Raw genomic sequence first — 13,555 nt, 5'->3', positions numbered from 1 at the left:
GGCTAATAAATATGATGGATAAACTCGCTTCTCCGTCTGTCGAATACAGGGGAGGGATCGCGCTATCGGACGACCGCCGCGACCTTCTCGATAGGGTGGGGCGGGTTGCCCTCGTACTCCTCTCCGATCTGGCTGCGACACGAGCCGCCGGGCGCGACGGGCGTCCCGCCGCTCGCGTCGATCTGGTCGAACAGGCGCTGTCCGATCTGCCTCGAGAGGTCGTAGTGTTCGGCCTCGTAGCCGAACGAACCCGCCATCCCACAGCACGTCGAGTCCAGCGGGTCGACCGCGTAGCCCGCGCGCCGGAGGACACCCACGGCGTGGTGGTCCTTTCCCGTGGCTTTCTGGTGACAGTGGCCGTGATACGTGAGCGGTTCGCCGCTCTCGTTCAGGTCGAGTTCCTCGACCAGCCGGTGGACGTCGAGGTACTCACAGATTCCGTACGAGTGGGCGGCGACGCGCTCGGCTTCCGGCGAAGCGAGCAGGTCGAGGTACTCGTCCTGGAAGACCACCGCGTCGGAGGGCTCGACGACGACGACCTCGTAGCCGTCGTCGATGTACTCCTCGAAGCGCTCGACGTTGTGCCGGGCGCGCTTCTCGGCTTTGTCGAGCATCGACTTCGAGTAGGCCGCCCGGCCGCTGGGGCCGAGGTCGTCGGGGATCTTCACGTGGGTGTTTGCGGCCTCCAGCACTCTGATGGCGTCCTTCCCCGGTTCGGGATAGCTGTAATTCGTGTAGGTGTCGGGGAACAACACTACCTTCCGGTCGGCTTCAGCCTCGCTGACACGCGCGCCGCGCGCGTCGTACCAGTCCTCGAGGGACTCACGGCGGAACATCGGGAGCTCCCGGTCTGGGGCGATCCCGGCGACTTTCTCCATCGCTTTCCGCGCGCCCGGCACCTTCGTCCCGAGGTTCGAGACCGGCGCGAGCGCGCTGCCGAGTTTCGAGAGCGTGTCGATGTTGCCGAAGACCCGATCGCGGATCCCGACCCCCTCGCGCTCGTGGTACTGGTGTTTGGTTTCCGCTTTGAGCTTCGCCAGATCCACGCCGGTGGGACAGTCGCTCTTACAGCCTTTACAGCCCACACAGAGGTCGAGCACCTCCTCTTGGAACTGCTCGGAGTACAGCTCCTCTTCGGGGAGGTCCCCCGAAATCGCGGCCCGAAGCATGTTCGCGCGCCCGCGGGTGGTCGCGATCTCGTCCTTCATTCCCCGGTAGGTGGGACACATCACGTCGTCGGTCTGTCGGCAGGTCCCACAGCCGTTACACAGCTCGACGAGATGGGAGAACCCGCCCTCGTCGGTGAAGTCCAGTTTCGTCTGGGGCTCGATCGACTGGTAGCCCGCGCCGTAGCGGAGATGCTCGCGGTTGTCCGCGCCGACGCCCCGTTCGTTCTCGGGGCCGGGGTCCTCGGGACCGTCCCGATAGACCACGTTGCCCGGGTGCATCAGCCATTCGGGGTCGAAGGCCGTCTTCAGCTCCTTGAACGCGCCCCACAGATCGTTGCCGAACATCTTCGGGTTGAACTCCGTGCGGGCCATCCCGTCGCCGTGTTCGCCCGAGAAGGCGCCGTGGTGCTCGACGACGAGGTCGGTGATCTCGTCGGTGATCGAGTGCATCGTCTCGATGCCCTCGCCGTCCTTGAGGTTGAGGATCGGCCGGATGTGGAGCGTCCCCGAGCCCGCGTGCGCGAAATACGCCGCCGAGGTGCCGTGGTCCTCGAGGACCTCCTTGAACGACTGGACGTATTCGGCCAGTTCCTCCGGCGGGACCGTCGCGTCTTCGATGAACGGGTACGGTTTCGGGTCGCCCTCCAGGCTCATCAGCAGCGGAATCGCTGCCTTGCGGAGCTTCCAGATCTTCCCCTGATCCTCTTCAGTATACGCTTCGAGCACGTCGAAGGCGTCGCCGTTCTCGACGAACCGGTCGTTGGTCTCACCGATCGCGTCCTCGAAGTCCTCGACCATCTCCGAGTCGTACTCGAGCATGATCGCGGCTTTCGCACGCTCGGGGATCGGCTCGACGTACTGCGAGTAGCCATCCGATTCGGCGGCCATCCGGAACACCTCGTCGTCCATCAGCTCGACGGCGCTGACGTCGTATTCGAGGGCCTGCGGGACCGCCTTCATCGAGTCGACGAGGTCGTCGAAGAAGTACAGCGCGAGCGCCGTCTCCTCGGGAACGCTCACCAACGAGATCTCGGCCTCGACGACGACTCCCAGTGTGGATTCGGCACCCACCAGCAGTTTCGAGAGGTTGATGACCTCCTCTCCGGCCTCGTTCTCGTAGATCACTCGGTTGAGATTGTAGCCTGAGACGACCCGCTTGAGGTTCGGGTATCGGTCCTCGATCTCCTCTTCGTTGTCCTCGACCAGTCCCCGGACTGTTCGGTAAATCTCGGCTTCCCGATCGTCCTTCGAGACGATACCCTGGTACTCCGGCGAATCGAGGACGACTTCGCGAGTGTGGATCTCGGTGCCATCCGAGAGGATCACGTCGAGTTCCTCGGTGTAGGCGTCGGTGATCCCATACCGGACCGAGTGCGCCCCCGTCGAGTTGTTACCGATCCCGCCGCCGATGGTCGCACGGTTCGAGGAGGCCGGATCGGGCGCGAACTTCAGGCCGTATTCTCTCGCAGCGTCGTCGAAGTGGTCCTGGACGACCCCCGGCTGGACGCGCGCGCGTCGGTTCTCGGGGTCGATCTCGAGGATCTCGTCCATGTAGGTCGTCATATCGAGGACGATACAGCCCGGGCCGACGCCCTGGCCGCCCAGCGAGGAGCCCGCGCCGCGGGCCATGATCGGCACCTCGTGTTCGAAGGCGATCTTGATCGCGTTCCTGACGTCGTCCCGATCGCGGGGCATCACCGCTCCCGCGGGTTTTGCCTTGTAGATGCTGCCGTCGGTCGCGTACAGGACCTGTGCGTACTCGTCGAACCGGACCTCGCCGTCAACGACCGCACGCAGGTCCGCGGCGAGTTCCTCGTACTCGCTCGCATCCGGATTGTCGTGCCCGCGTGCCTCCCTATACACTTCGAAGTTGCTCATATCGCCGTGGGGCTTTTCGACGGCCATTAGCTTCCGGTCGGGGGTTGATCGTGATAAATACTGTGTTCGATGAACCCACACATGACTCGGTGACCCACGGTTTTAATAGCGCCCTCGCCGCGAGAGAAGGCATGGAACTCATCCATATCAATATCAACGTCGCGGACGCAGAGGAGACCATCGCCTTCTACGAGCAGTTCGGCTTCGAGAAGTCCTGGGAGTTCGAGACGCCCGACGGCGAGACCCATAACAGGTATATCGCCGACGAGAACGGGACCGAACTCCAGCTCTCGGATACCGACGGCGAAGCGGAGTTCGACGCCGGCAGCATGTGGGACCACCTCGCCATCGGCGTCGACAGCGTCGACAAGGTCTTCGAGGGGATCGACCACTACGGCGTCGACAAGGAGCCCGGCGACCAGCCCGAAGCGGGTGCTCGCACCGCGTTCGTGCGCGATCCCGACGGTCGACGCGTCGAACTCGTCGAATCGCTGGACTGAGGACGGCTAAAAGAATCGAAAACTGGACGCCGCGTCTTAGAGGATGTCGGCGGCTTTCGCCTTGTCGACGATGTCCTGGGCCATCTTGTTGGTCGCCTCGTCGACCATCTGGCCGTCGACTTTCACTGCACCCTTGCCCTCTTCCATCGCTTGGGCGTACTCCTCGACGATGCGCTGGGCGCGTTCGGCGGTCTCCGGGTCGGGCGCGAAGATCTCGTTTGCGATCTCGATCTGGCTGGGGTGGATCGCCCACTTGCCGTCACAGCCGATCATACTCGCGTTGTTACACGAGTCGCGGAAGCCCTGTTCGTCCTCGATGTCGGCGTACGGGCCGTCCAAGCAGGGGAGACCGGCGCTTTTGGCGGCGGCGTTGCACTCCGAGAGCGCGTGGTGCCAGTAGTGGCCGGGGTAGTCGGGGAACTGCCCGATGTCCAATCCCGGTGTGCCCATCGCCGCCGAGTAGTCGCCGGGGCCGAAGATGATGCTGGAGAGGCGATCGCTCGCGTGGGCGATCTCGTGGACGTTGTGCATCCCTTCGCCGTCCTCGATCTGGGGTTCGAGGCCGATCGCGCCGACCTCGAGGCCGGCGTTCTTCTCGACCTGCGCGAGCAAGTTTTCGACGGTGTGAATGTCGCTTGCGCCCTTGACCTTCGGGATGATGATGTCGTCGATATGCTCGCCGGCCGCGCTCACGACGTCGATGACGTCGTCGTACCACCACTCGGTGTCGATCCCGTTCATCCGGTAGGAGAGCACCTTACCGCTCCAGTCGTGGTTCTGAGCCGCGTTGATCAGCGGCTCGCGGGCGTCGGGTTTGGCGTTCGGTGCGACGCTGTCTTCGAGATCGAGAAAGACCTCGTCGGCGGCGCTGTTCGAGGCGCTTTCCATGAACTTCTCGTCGCTCGCCGGTGTCGCTAACTGTGTCCGTCGTAGTGTCACGTCGCTCATAGCTGGTTCACTCCACTCGGTACTGGACGAGGACAACCCATAAAGATATCCCCCGAAACACAGCAGAAACACGTTTTTCGTCCCCTTCTACCCTATTCATGGCTCTGGAACGCAGAAAATACTGTCGAATATCCTCCTAAGAGGTATATTAGTTACTGAATATCCGATATATATTGGATAAGTAGTCCGTCACCCGATTTCGAGCGTGATTCGGAACCGGAATGACAGCTAGAATTCGTTCGGTCTGCATGAACAAATACTTTTGTAGATGGGAAGTAATCGCTCTCTCAATGAACACTGTGGCCGGAGACCGGATCGATGGTCGTCTCAGAATCGAATCCGATCGTTCGTCCCCACGAAAGAACAGGACGTTCAGTAGAAGTGAATATATATCCGGCCTGTAGAACTATTATCTATGACGCGATAGTCCCTCCCATGACTACCGACGAATCCACGACGGTACGGGCGACCGAGACGAGTTTCCGGATCCTCGATGCGCTTCGGGTCCTCGACGGGGCGGGCGTCACCGAACTCGCGAGTCACCTCGATTTCCCGAAGAGTACGGTCCACAACCACCTCCAGACCCTCCGACGGAACGAGTACGTCACCAAACACGGTTCGCAGTACGACGTCGGCCTGCGATTCCTCCAGTTGGGCGAGTACGCACGCGATAGACGGGGTGTCGCGACGATCGCCCCGCCGGAGATCGACAAACTCGCGGAGGAGACCCGCGAGATGGCGAACCTGCTGGTCGAGGAACACGGCCGCGGGGTGTTCCTCTACCGGGCGAAAGGGGCGGACGCCGTCCACATGGACACCCACGCCGGAAAACGCGTCTATCTCCACACGACCGGGTTCGGAAAGGCGATGCTCGCCCACCTCCCCGACGAGCGCGTCGAGGCGATCCTCGACCGTCACGGGCTTCCGCGCGTCACTCCGAATACGATCACGGATCGGGATCGGCTTATGGCCGAACTGGAAGAAGTCCGCCAGCAGGGATACGCCTACGACGACGAAGAACGCCTCGAGGGGCTTCGGTGTATCGCCGCACCGATCGTCGTCGACAACGAGGTGCTCGGTGCGGTGAGCGTCTCGGGCCCGAAAAGCCGGATGACGGGCGAGTGGTACACCGACGAGCTCCCCGCGCTAACGGTGAGTACGGCGAACGTAATCGAGATCAACAGTACCTACGCGTAGGAACGGCCGATATATTACGTTCGTACTTCTGTAACGCCACTCCCTTTGGAGGGGTCGATTTAATATAGCAGTATGAAATTTATGTCCTTTGAGAAGGGCATCAAAGGAGCCGATAGATATTCATTTCGTAGGTGTCTCGAACACGATCACCCCAGTTGTGGGTGTAGGTGTCGATGACGTCGTCGGCGACGTCGCCTCGGAGGTACTTGACGATCCCTCGTTCACCGGTTTGGCCCCGGAGGTAGGTCGTAAAGAAATGCCGAAAGTAGTGAGGAGTGACGTTCTCGCTCGCGCCGCCGCCGGTTCGGTACCACCCTCGCTCACGGGCGTGTCGTTCGACCATGTGGTGGACCGCGGTTGGTGTGATTCGACTCCCCCACTCGCGGGCCGTGTTGGCGAAAAACGGCTCGGCATCGGATCGACAGTCGGGTCTGACGGCGAGCCACCGGACGAGCGTCTCGCGGAGTTCGTCGTCGACCGGGAGGACGGTCGGTCGACGGCGTTTGTTCGATGCCGTGCGTTCCTCACCGTTTACCGTCTGCCCGCGGGCGGGTTCGGGTGAGACGTAGATCGAATCGGGCTTACCGTTGAGTTGGGGACGGGGTGGTGTCTCGATCTCGATCGCATCGGTCGTGAGATGAACGTCGCGCAGATCGAGGTTACACAGCTCTCCTGCACGGATACCGGTCTTCAGGAGCGTGAAGATCACTGCCCGTGAGAGCGGGTGGGGGATCGAAGCGACGAACTCGCGCATCTCCGGGACGCTGATCTCCCGGCGCGTCGGATCGACGTCGATCGACTCGTCCATCTGCTCGACGACGAGTGCCATTGGGTTCTCCTCGAACTCCCCGACTTGAGCCATATAGGCGTAAAAGCGGTGGAGATACGAGGCGTACGTCGCAAGCGTGCTGTCGGCGACTTCGCCGCGCTGGCCGTGGATCCAAGCCATACACGCCCGATGTGTCGTTCCCGAGAGCGTATTCACGTGCGGGTATTCCTCCTCGATGAACGCCTCGAAATCCCGAAGGACACGCTCGTAGGCCGACCGTGTGCGCTCAGTCTTCCCCTGATATTCGATGTCCTGAAGGAAGTACGCGATGGGATCGTCGACCTGCTCCCGATCCGTCGTGCTCACGACCGACCCTCGTTCAGCGTGTACCCACCGTCCCGGCCGCTGTAACGCACGCGATCTTCCTCTTGGAGGGTTTGGAGCGTGTCCTCCAACCGGTCCTCGAGGCCGTCGGTCAGGGCTGTGACGAGTTCGTCCCACGAAAGCGGCCCGGAGTCTGCGAGGACGGCTTCGATCCGCGTTGCGAGTTCACCGGTCATCTCGCCGGTTTCGCTCGTGGACTCCGACGAGCGTCCCTCTACAGTCCTACCCGGATCGAATCCGCGACGACCCGCCTGCACCATCGTTCTGAGGAACTCGCTTTGGCTCATCCCCAATTCGTCGGCGTGATCGACCCAGATACGCTTTTGATACGCGGGAACGTGCGTCTTCACTACCGTCCGCGAGGTCTCACCGTCCTGATCCGGCATATGTCCCCGATCGTGGCCCACCCACTTCAATATGCCCCAACAGAGAAAATAAGAGTATTTATTTGAACAATAAGCACTACAAGCCCGGTGGTTGAGATCTATTACCTTCTTTGTCGGTACACAACTGAGACCAGTATTGTCCTAGTTATGAAAATAATCATATTCTGTAGGGATCACGCTGACAGTCAATGTTGAACCTCCTTTCTCTACGGGTACCTCTCTTCGCTGGATTACCCAGGGGGTAAGACCCCGAAAGACCTCCCTCCGAGTCCAGCGGTAAACGCATAGTCGTGTCCGAGACGATACATTACGGATTCCTCACGGGACTACGTTCGCGAGAGAACACATTTCAATGAGTCGTGCCATCATCAGTCGTGGTGAACGATGCTCGTCTCTCGTTGAGAGTCGACCCTCAGCGGGACGTATCCGACGGAATCCCGCTTTGATTCGCCACGAACAGCTGGATGGAAGCAATGGAGGAACATCGACGAGCGTCTCGCCTCTCGTCGTACTGACTACTTCTGCGGATGCAGGAGAAGGACGAATCGCTACCCGTTGACACGGACCAGGTCCCGATCGAACGCTCGGACACGATCATTGTACGCCAGATATCCGATACACGGGAACTACGAAGAGTAAACGCTCCTGTCGGGGATCATCGCTACACGGATGAAGCCGAGATACTGAAGCCGATGACTGCGAGCGTGACAAGGGCTGCGATACTCGCGTTTTCGAGGGCTTCCTCGAAAACCGGGAATCCCGTCGTGTACCCTCGCTACGATCGCTCCGATAAGTATCATCAAAAGCTGCGAGCGATGGTATCCTCGGAAGGAACGAGGCGCCGCTATCCAGTCTGTTCACGTTCCTGTGAGTTCGTAGTTGAACCCTATGAATGAGTCCGTCCATAACCAACATAAACTGATAAGTACGATATCGAAGGTTCGTGTCCGACACGAACCCGTGTTCGCCCGTTCGAGTCAACGGAACGAGTCGAGCGTTTGGGCCCCGTAGAGCAGCGATTCGTGCGGGTTCGTCGGTTCATCGTGTTCGTATATATGCCACTCGATACTTGCGTCGTGGGCGGCCTCGACACAAGCGTCGAGGTCGAGGTCGCCCTCGCCGAGTTCGACACACGACATCGACTCCGAGTCGGCGTCCGCAAAGTGGACGTGGGTGATCCGATCACCGTACCGATCGAACAGATCGACCGGGTCCCCACCGGCGGCGTTCGCCCAGCCGAGATCGATCTCGAAACCGATCGAATCGTCGGTTCGCTCGAGCAGTTCGTCCACCGCCGTGCGGTCGCCACAGTCGACGAACTCCTGATCGTGGTTGTGATAGTGGAGGCAAAAACCCCTCCCATCGAGCGCCGCCGCCGTCTGGTTGAGGCGTTCGGCTACCGCTCCAACCGCCTCCTCACTTTCGAAGTTCGAGGGATCGAGCCACGGGACGACGAGGTCCGTACAGCCGAGTTCCGCATAGAACGCGGTCGTCTCCTCGTGCTCGGACTCAAGCCGATCGAGGCCGACGTGGGCGGCAGCGACTTCGAGGTCGGTCTCCTCGAGCGCTTCGACGACCGCTTTCAGGTCGGCGTCGCCGACTCGGTGGGCGAATTCGACGGCGTCGAACGAGGTCTCTCCGACCGCCCTGAGGACGTCCGGCAACGGTTGGTCGATCCCGCGGAGGGTGTATAACTGGATCGCCGTTCGTGCCATGTCAAAGCGCCCACAACGACGGGAGTTAACCGTGTCGGCTCCTCGCTCGGTCGTGTTCCAGTGAGACGGAAGGGATTTGGTGGTGGCGTTGGCATCGGTTCGTATGAACGCACACCACTTCGGCGTGACCGTAGCCGACCTCGGTCGGGCCGTCGAGTTCTACCGCGACGTTCTCGGATTGGACGTTATCGACCGCTTTACCGTCTCGGGGGAGGGGTTCTCGGTCGCCGTCGGAATCGAGAACGCGACCGGGAATTTCGTCCACTTGGACGCTGGCGACGGCCGTATCGAACTCGTCGAATACGATCCCGCGGGACGCGCCCACACCGACGACGTGAACCAGCCCGGAACGAAACACGTTGGACTCGCAGTCGAAGACATCGAGGAATTCTACCGGGGATTGCCGGAGGGCGTCGAGACGCGAAGCCAGCCCCGGACGACCGAAAGCGGAGCCCGAATCCTGTTCGTTCGCGATCCCGAGGGAAACCTCGTCGAGATGATCGAAGCCTGAAGCGATGTCGCCGGTCCCGTCACCCGGGAGTCGATAACGTTCCTGTTTTCCCGTCGAACCGACAGTCCGAAAACCGTCGTCGGTCGAGTCGTTGAAGCCTCGCGGGAAGATCCGGTAGAACACTATCCTTCGAGCGCTTCCGGTCGACCGGACCCTATCAACGGGCTCCACTGCGTTCCTGCTATCGGGACCACCGTGCTCGGTACGTAGCGGTTCCCATCGAACGACGTTCTGAGGGGAACCGAAGAACTGATCCAGACGAACCGAGAACACCTCCCCGAACCCCGATGACAGCGATAACCGGTTACGACCTGTACGAAGTACCGCCGCGTTGGCTCTTCCTCCGGCTCGAAACGAGCGACGGGCTCGTGGGCTGGGGCGAGCCCGTCGTCGAAGGGCGCGCAAAGACCGTCCGCGCGGCAGTCGAGGAACTGCTCGACAACTACCTGCTCGGCGAGGATCCGAGTAGAATAGAAGACCACTGGCAGGCGATGTACCGCGGGGGCTTCTATCGGGGGGGCCCGGTCCTCATGAGCGCGATCGCCGGGGTCGACCAGGCGCTCTGGGACATCAAGGGCAAGCGATTCGACGCGCCGGTCTACGAGCTATTGGGCGGCCGGGCGCGCGACCGGATCAGGGTCTATCAGTGGATCGGCGGCGACCGTCCCAGCGAGGTCGGCGAAGCAGCGGCAGAAAAGGTCGAGGAGGGCTTTACCGGCCTGAAAATGAACGCGACGAGCGAACTCCGCCGGGTCGATACCCCCGCCGCCGTCCGGGCGGCCGAAAACCGGCTCCGGGAGGTCCGTGAGGCCGTCGGCCCCGAGATCGACATCGGGGTCGACTTCCACGGCAGAGTCACGAAACCGATGGTCAAGCGACTGGCGGAGGCACTCGAACCCTACGACCCGATGTTCATCGAGGAGCCCGTGCTTCCCGAGCACAACGACTCCCTTCCGGCCATCGCCGCCCACACCTCGATCCCGATCGCGACGGGTGAGAGAATGTTCTCGCGGTGGGACTTCAAGGAGGTCTTCGAGTCCGGCAGCGTCGACGTCATCCAGCCGGACCTCTCGCATGCGGGCGGTATCACGGAGGTCAAGAAGATCGCGGACATAGCCGAGGCCTACGACGTGGCGATCGCGCCGCACTGCCCGTTGGGGCCGATCGCGCTGGCGTCGTGCATTCAGGTCGATATCTGTTCGCCGAACGCGCTGATCCAAGAACAGAGCCTCGACATCCACTACAACCGGGGCGGGGACGTACTCGACTACCTCGCGGATCCGGGCGTCTTCGAGTACGAGGAGGGGTACGTCGCCGCACCCAACGGGCCGGGGCTGGGGATCGAGCTGAACGAGGAGTACATCGAACAACAGGCCGAAAAGACCGTCGACTGGCACAACCCCGTCTGGCGCCACGACGATGGCAGCGTCGCGGAATGGTAAGCGGGCCGACGAGGACCGACGGACGATCCGCGCCCGCTTGTGGGTCGAGCCGTGCGTTTATTGGTGTGGGGTGATAACCGGTACTCGATGGCCAGCGAAGGACGTTCTCAGGGCAAGGTCGGGCGCGTCATCGAGAAGTACAGTCTCGACGGGTTCGGCGCGGAGTTAGAGGCCTACTGGACGGGCGATCGGGGCGAACAGTACAGCCTCCGTGCGCTCGCGGACCTGTTCAACCGGCGCGTACTCGAGGCGGCGATGGAGGAGGCGGGGATGCGCTCGCTTGATGGCGAGGTCGAGAACCGGTATCGACTGCTCACCGACGAGGAGGTCAGTACGGGGATGCGCGAACAGACACACCGTGAACTCGACCGCGCCGGACTCGACGTCGAGGACCTCGAATCGGACTTCGTCTCCCACCAGTCGATCTACACCTACCTGACCGAGTACCGCGAGGCGACCCATCCTTCGAGCGTCGAGCGCACCCCGGCCGAACGGCGCGAACGCGAACTCGACAAGATCGGGGCGTTGATGACCCGAACCAGCGTCGTCACCGAGGACTCGATTACGCGTCTCGCCAACTCCGAGGCGCTTTCGGGCGGGATCTCGGACGTCTTCGTCGACGTGCAGGTGACCTGTGAGAACTGCGGCCGGTCGACCCCCGTGACGACCTTCCTCGAGGACGGTGGCTGTTCCTGTCGAAACTGACGTTTACGCGAATACGTGTGTAACCCGCGGGACAGCGATCATGAAGGCTTATGAGCGAACGCCGCGATAGGAGACGTATGTCATCAGTCGAAGCGTCGGGTGAGTCCGTCGTCGTCAGGGCCGAGAAGATCGGCGGGATCGATTCGACGAGCATCGAACTCGACGCCGGCGTGACCGCCCTCTCCGGACGCAACGCGACGAACCGAACCTCCTTCCTGCAGGCGATCATGGCCGCACTCGGAAGCGACCGGGCCTCGCTCAAGGGTGATGCCGAACGTGGCCGTGTCGAGATGGATATCGGGGGTCGGACCTACACGCGGACGCTCGCCAGGAAGAACGGCACGCTCGCCTTCGGCGGTGAGCCGTATCTCGATCAGTCACAGCTCGCGGACCTCTTTGCGTTCCTGCTCGAATCGAACGAGGCCCGTCGTGCGGTCGTCCGGGACGACGACCTCCGGGAGCTCATCCTCCGGCCCGTCGACGTCGGCGAGATCGAGGCGACGATCGAGCGCCTGCAGGCCGAGAAACGCGAGATCGACGAGGAGCTCTCGAAGCTCTCGGCGGTCGAACGCGAACGCGGGTCGCTCGAGGAGGAACGCGCCCGCCTCGAACACGAGCTCGAATCCGCCGAGGAGGCGCTGGAAGCCGCCCGAGAGGCGCTGTCAGAGGAGGAAACCGAGACGGGATCTGACCGGTTCGACCGCCTTCGGGAGACGCGAACGGATCTCGAGGACGTCACGTTCGACCTCGACACCGAGCGCGCGAGCGTGGAGTCCCTCGAAGCAGAGCGCGAGGATGTCCGCGAGGAACTCTCAGAGCTCTCGGTCGAATCGGACGACATCGACGAGGTAGCGCGCGAGATCGAACGACTCAGGGGACGGAAACGGGAACTCGACGAGACGGTCTCGCAGCTCCAGACCGTGATCCAGTTCAACGAGGACATGGTCGAGGCCGAGTACCCCGAACTGCTCGATTCGGACGACGGACCCGTCACCGACCAGCTGCTCGCCGACCGCGAGGTCAGCTGTTGGACCTGCGGGAGCACCGTCGAGACCGACCGAATCGAGGAGACGCTGTCGAGCCTCCGGGATCTGCGCCGCGAGAAGGTCGAGCGGCGAAACGGGGTCTCCTCGGAACTGGACTCGCTGACCGAGGAGCGCGCGGAGTACCGCCAGCGACGCGAGGAGCGCGATCGCCTCGAACGTACCCTCTCGGATATCGAGGACGAACTCGCGGACCGCCGTGCACGGATCGACGACCTCGAAGCGCGCCGCGAGTCCCTGCGTTCGACGGTCGAGGAGCTCGAAACGGAGATCGAAACCGACGAGGACGAAACGCTCGACGCCCAGAAATCCCTCACGCGACACGAGGTCGAGCGCGACCGACTCCGACGCGAACTCGACGCCATCGACGAGGACCTCGCGGAGATCGAGGACCGACTCGCGACGCAGGAGGACCTCGAGGAGCGCCGCGAGGAGATCACCGAGGAGCTAGAGACCCAGCGCACCCGGATCGAGCGCCTCGAACGCGAGGCGATCGGTGCGTTCAACGAGCACATGGAGACCGTCCTCGGGTTGCTCGAATACGCCAACTTGGAGCGGATCTGGATCGAGCGCCTCGCGACCGGCGAGGAGGCGACCTTCGAACTCCACGTCACGCGCAGCACCGAATCGGGCACCACATACGAGGACTCCGTCGCCCATTTGAGCGAGAGCGAACGCGAGGTCACCGGGCTGATCGTTGCGCTCGCGGGGTATCTCGTCCACGATGTCCACGAGCACGTTCCGTTCATGCTGCTCGACTCGCTCGAGGCGCTCGACTCCGAGCGGATCGCCGCACTCGTCGAGTACCTCGAACAGTACGCTCCCTACATCGTCGTCGCACTCCTCCCCGAGGACGCCGCCGCCCTCGACGAGAAGTACACACGGATCACCGAGATCTAGCAGAAGTC

At 62.3% G+C, this 13,555-nt stretch carries 11 protein-coding genes; 6 read left to right on the top strand and 5 right to left on the bottom strand.

Annotated features, from left to right (window positions below; genetic code table 11):
• Positions 1-62 precede the first annotated feature (62 nt).
• Positions 63-3,074: an FAD-binding and (Fe-S)-binding domain-containing protein gene (locus HAPAU_RS10095; protein WP_066382228.1), complete on the bottom strand. Its 3,012-nt coding sequence runs from the start codon at positions 3,072-3,074 to the stop codon at positions 63-65.
• A gap of 104 nt (positions 3,075-3,178) precedes the next feature.
• Between HAPAU_RS10095 and HAPAU_RS10090 the strand changes: the two genes are divergently transcribed.
• On the top strand, positions 3,179-3,547 hold the full coding sequence (locus HAPAU_RS10090) for a VOC family protein (RefSeq protein ID WP_066382226.1): 369 nt from the start codon (positions 3,179-3,181) through the stop codon (positions 3,545-3,547).
• A gap of 36 nt (positions 3,548-3,583) precedes the next feature.
• Here HAPAU_RS10090 and HAPAU_RS10085 read toward each other — a convergent pair whose 3' ends face one another.
• Positions 3,584-4,495, bottom strand: coding sequence for an HpcH/HpaI aldolase/citrate lyase family protein (locus HAPAU_RS10085; RefSeq protein ID WP_066382224.1), 912 nt, complete (start codon positions 4,493-4,495; stop codon positions 3,584-3,586).
• Positions 4,496-4,930: 435 nt separating this feature from the next.
• On the opposite strand from HAPAU_RS10085, the gene HAPAU_RS10080 reads away from it, so the two are divergent.
• Complete coding sequence (locus HAPAU_RS10080) at positions 4,931-5,692, top strand: IclR family transcriptional regulator (protein ID WP_066382222.1); 762 nt, start codon at positions 4,931-4,933, stop codon at positions 5,690-5,692.
• Positions 5,693-5,792: 100 nt separating this feature from the next.
• Here the strand turns inward: HAPAU_RS10080 and HAPAU_RS10075 are convergent, their stop codons facing one another.
• From HAPAU_RS10075 to HAPAU_RS10065, 3 genes are all read right to left on the bottom strand, one after another.
• Positions 5,793-6,827: a tyrosine-type recombinase/integrase gene (locus HAPAU_RS10075; protein ID WP_066382221.1), complete on the bottom strand. Its 1,035-nt coding sequence runs from the start codon at positions 6,825-6,827 to the stop codon at positions 5,793-5,795.
• Positions 6,824-7,231 (bottom strand): DUF5805 domain-containing protein, encoded by a 408-nt coding sequence (locus HAPAU_RS10070; protein WP_066382219.1) that lies wholly within the window; start codon positions 7,229-7,231, stop codon positions 6,824-6,826. Before HAPAU_RS10070 ends, HAPAU_RS10075 begins: the two co-directional genes overlap by 4 nt.
• 977 nt (positions 7,232-8,208) lie before the next feature.
• On the bottom strand, positions 8,209-8,946 hold the full coding sequence (locus tag HAPAU_RS10065) for a sugar phosphate isomerase/epimerase family protein (RefSeq protein ID WP_066382217.1): 738 nt from the start codon (positions 8,944-8,946) through the stop codon (positions 8,209-8,211).
• 103 nt (positions 8,947-9,049) lie between these two features.
• Here HAPAU_RS10065 and HAPAU_RS10060 point away from each other — a divergent pair, with 103 nt between their 5' ends.
• The 4 genes from HAPAU_RS10060 (at position 9,050) to HAPAU_RS10045 (ending at position 13,547) form a co-directional block, all read left to right on the top strand.
• Entirely contained in the window at positions 9,050-9,457 is a 408-nt protein-coding gene (locus tag HAPAU_RS10060; protein WP_066382215.1) for a VOC family protein, read from the top strand.
• 287 nt (positions 9,458-9,744) lie between these two features.
• A complete protein-coding gene (gene dgoD / locus HAPAU_RS10055) occupies positions 9,745-10,899 on the top strand; it encodes a galactonate dehydratase (protein ID WP_066382213.1) in 1,155 nt (384 codons plus the stop codon).
• 87 nt (positions 10,900-10,986) lie between these two features.
• A complete protein-coding gene (gene rdfA, locus HAPAU_RS10050) occupies positions 10,987-11,604 on the top strand; it encodes a rod-determining factor RdfA (protein ID WP_066382211.1) in 618 nt (205 codons plus the stop codon).
• 77 nt (positions 11,605-11,681) lie between these two features.
• Positions 11,682-13,547, top strand: a complete 1,866-nt coding sequence (locus HAPAU_RS10045; protein WP_066382209.1) for an archaea-specific SMC-related protein — start codon at positions 11,682-11,684, stop codon at positions 13,545-13,547.
• The last annotated feature ends 8 nt before the right edge of the window (positions 13,548-13,555 follow it).

Source organism: Halalkalicoccus paucihalophilus (assembly GCF_001593955.1).
GTDB lineage: Archaea > Halobacteriota > Halobacteria > Halobacteriales > Halalkalicoccaceae > Halalkalicoccus > Halalkalicoccus paucihalophilus.
The sequence above is the reverse complement of the archived record's forward strand: the minus strand, read 5'-3'. Positions and strand labels throughout refer to the sequence as shown.

Coding starts and splice junctions, on each gene's coding strand:
- HAPAU_RS10095 (WP_066382228.1), bottom strand. CDS start 3,074: ATGGCCGTCGAAAAGCCCCACGGCGATATGAGCAACTTCGAAGTGTAT.
- HAPAU_RS10090 (WP_066382226.1), top strand. CDS start 3,179: ATGGAACTCATCCATATCAATATCAACGTCGCGGACGCAGAGGAGACC.
- HAPAU_RS10085 (WP_066382224.1), bottom strand. CDS start 4,495: ATGAGCGACGTGACACTACGACGGACACAGTTAGCGACACCGGCGAGC.
- HAPAU_RS10080 (WP_066382222.1), top strand. CDS start 4,931: ATGACTACCGACGAATCCACGACGGTACGGGCGACCGAGACGAGTTTC.
- HAPAU_RS10070 (WP_066382219.1), bottom strand. CDS start 7,231: ATGCCGGATCAGGACGGTGAGACCTCGCGGACGGTAGTGAAGACGCAC.
- HAPAU_RS10065 (WP_066382217.1), bottom strand. CDS start 8,946: ATGGCACGAACGGCGATCCAGTTATACACCCTCCGCGGGATCGACCAA.
- HAPAU_RS10060 (WP_066382215.1), top strand. CDS start 9,050: ATGAACGCACACCACTTCGGCGTGACCGTAGCCGACCTCGGTCGGGCC.
- dgoD (WP_066382213.1), top strand. CDS start 9,745: ATGACAGCGATAACCGGTTACGACCTGTACGAAGTACCGCCGCGTTGG.
- rdfA (WP_066382211.1), top strand. CDS start 10,987: ATGGCCAGCGAAGGACGTTCTCAGGGCAAGGTCGGGCGCGTCATCGAG.
- HAPAU_RS10045 (WP_066382209.1), top strand. CDS start 11,682: ATGTCATCAGTCGAAGCGTCGGGTGAGTCCGTCGTCGTCAGGGCCGAG.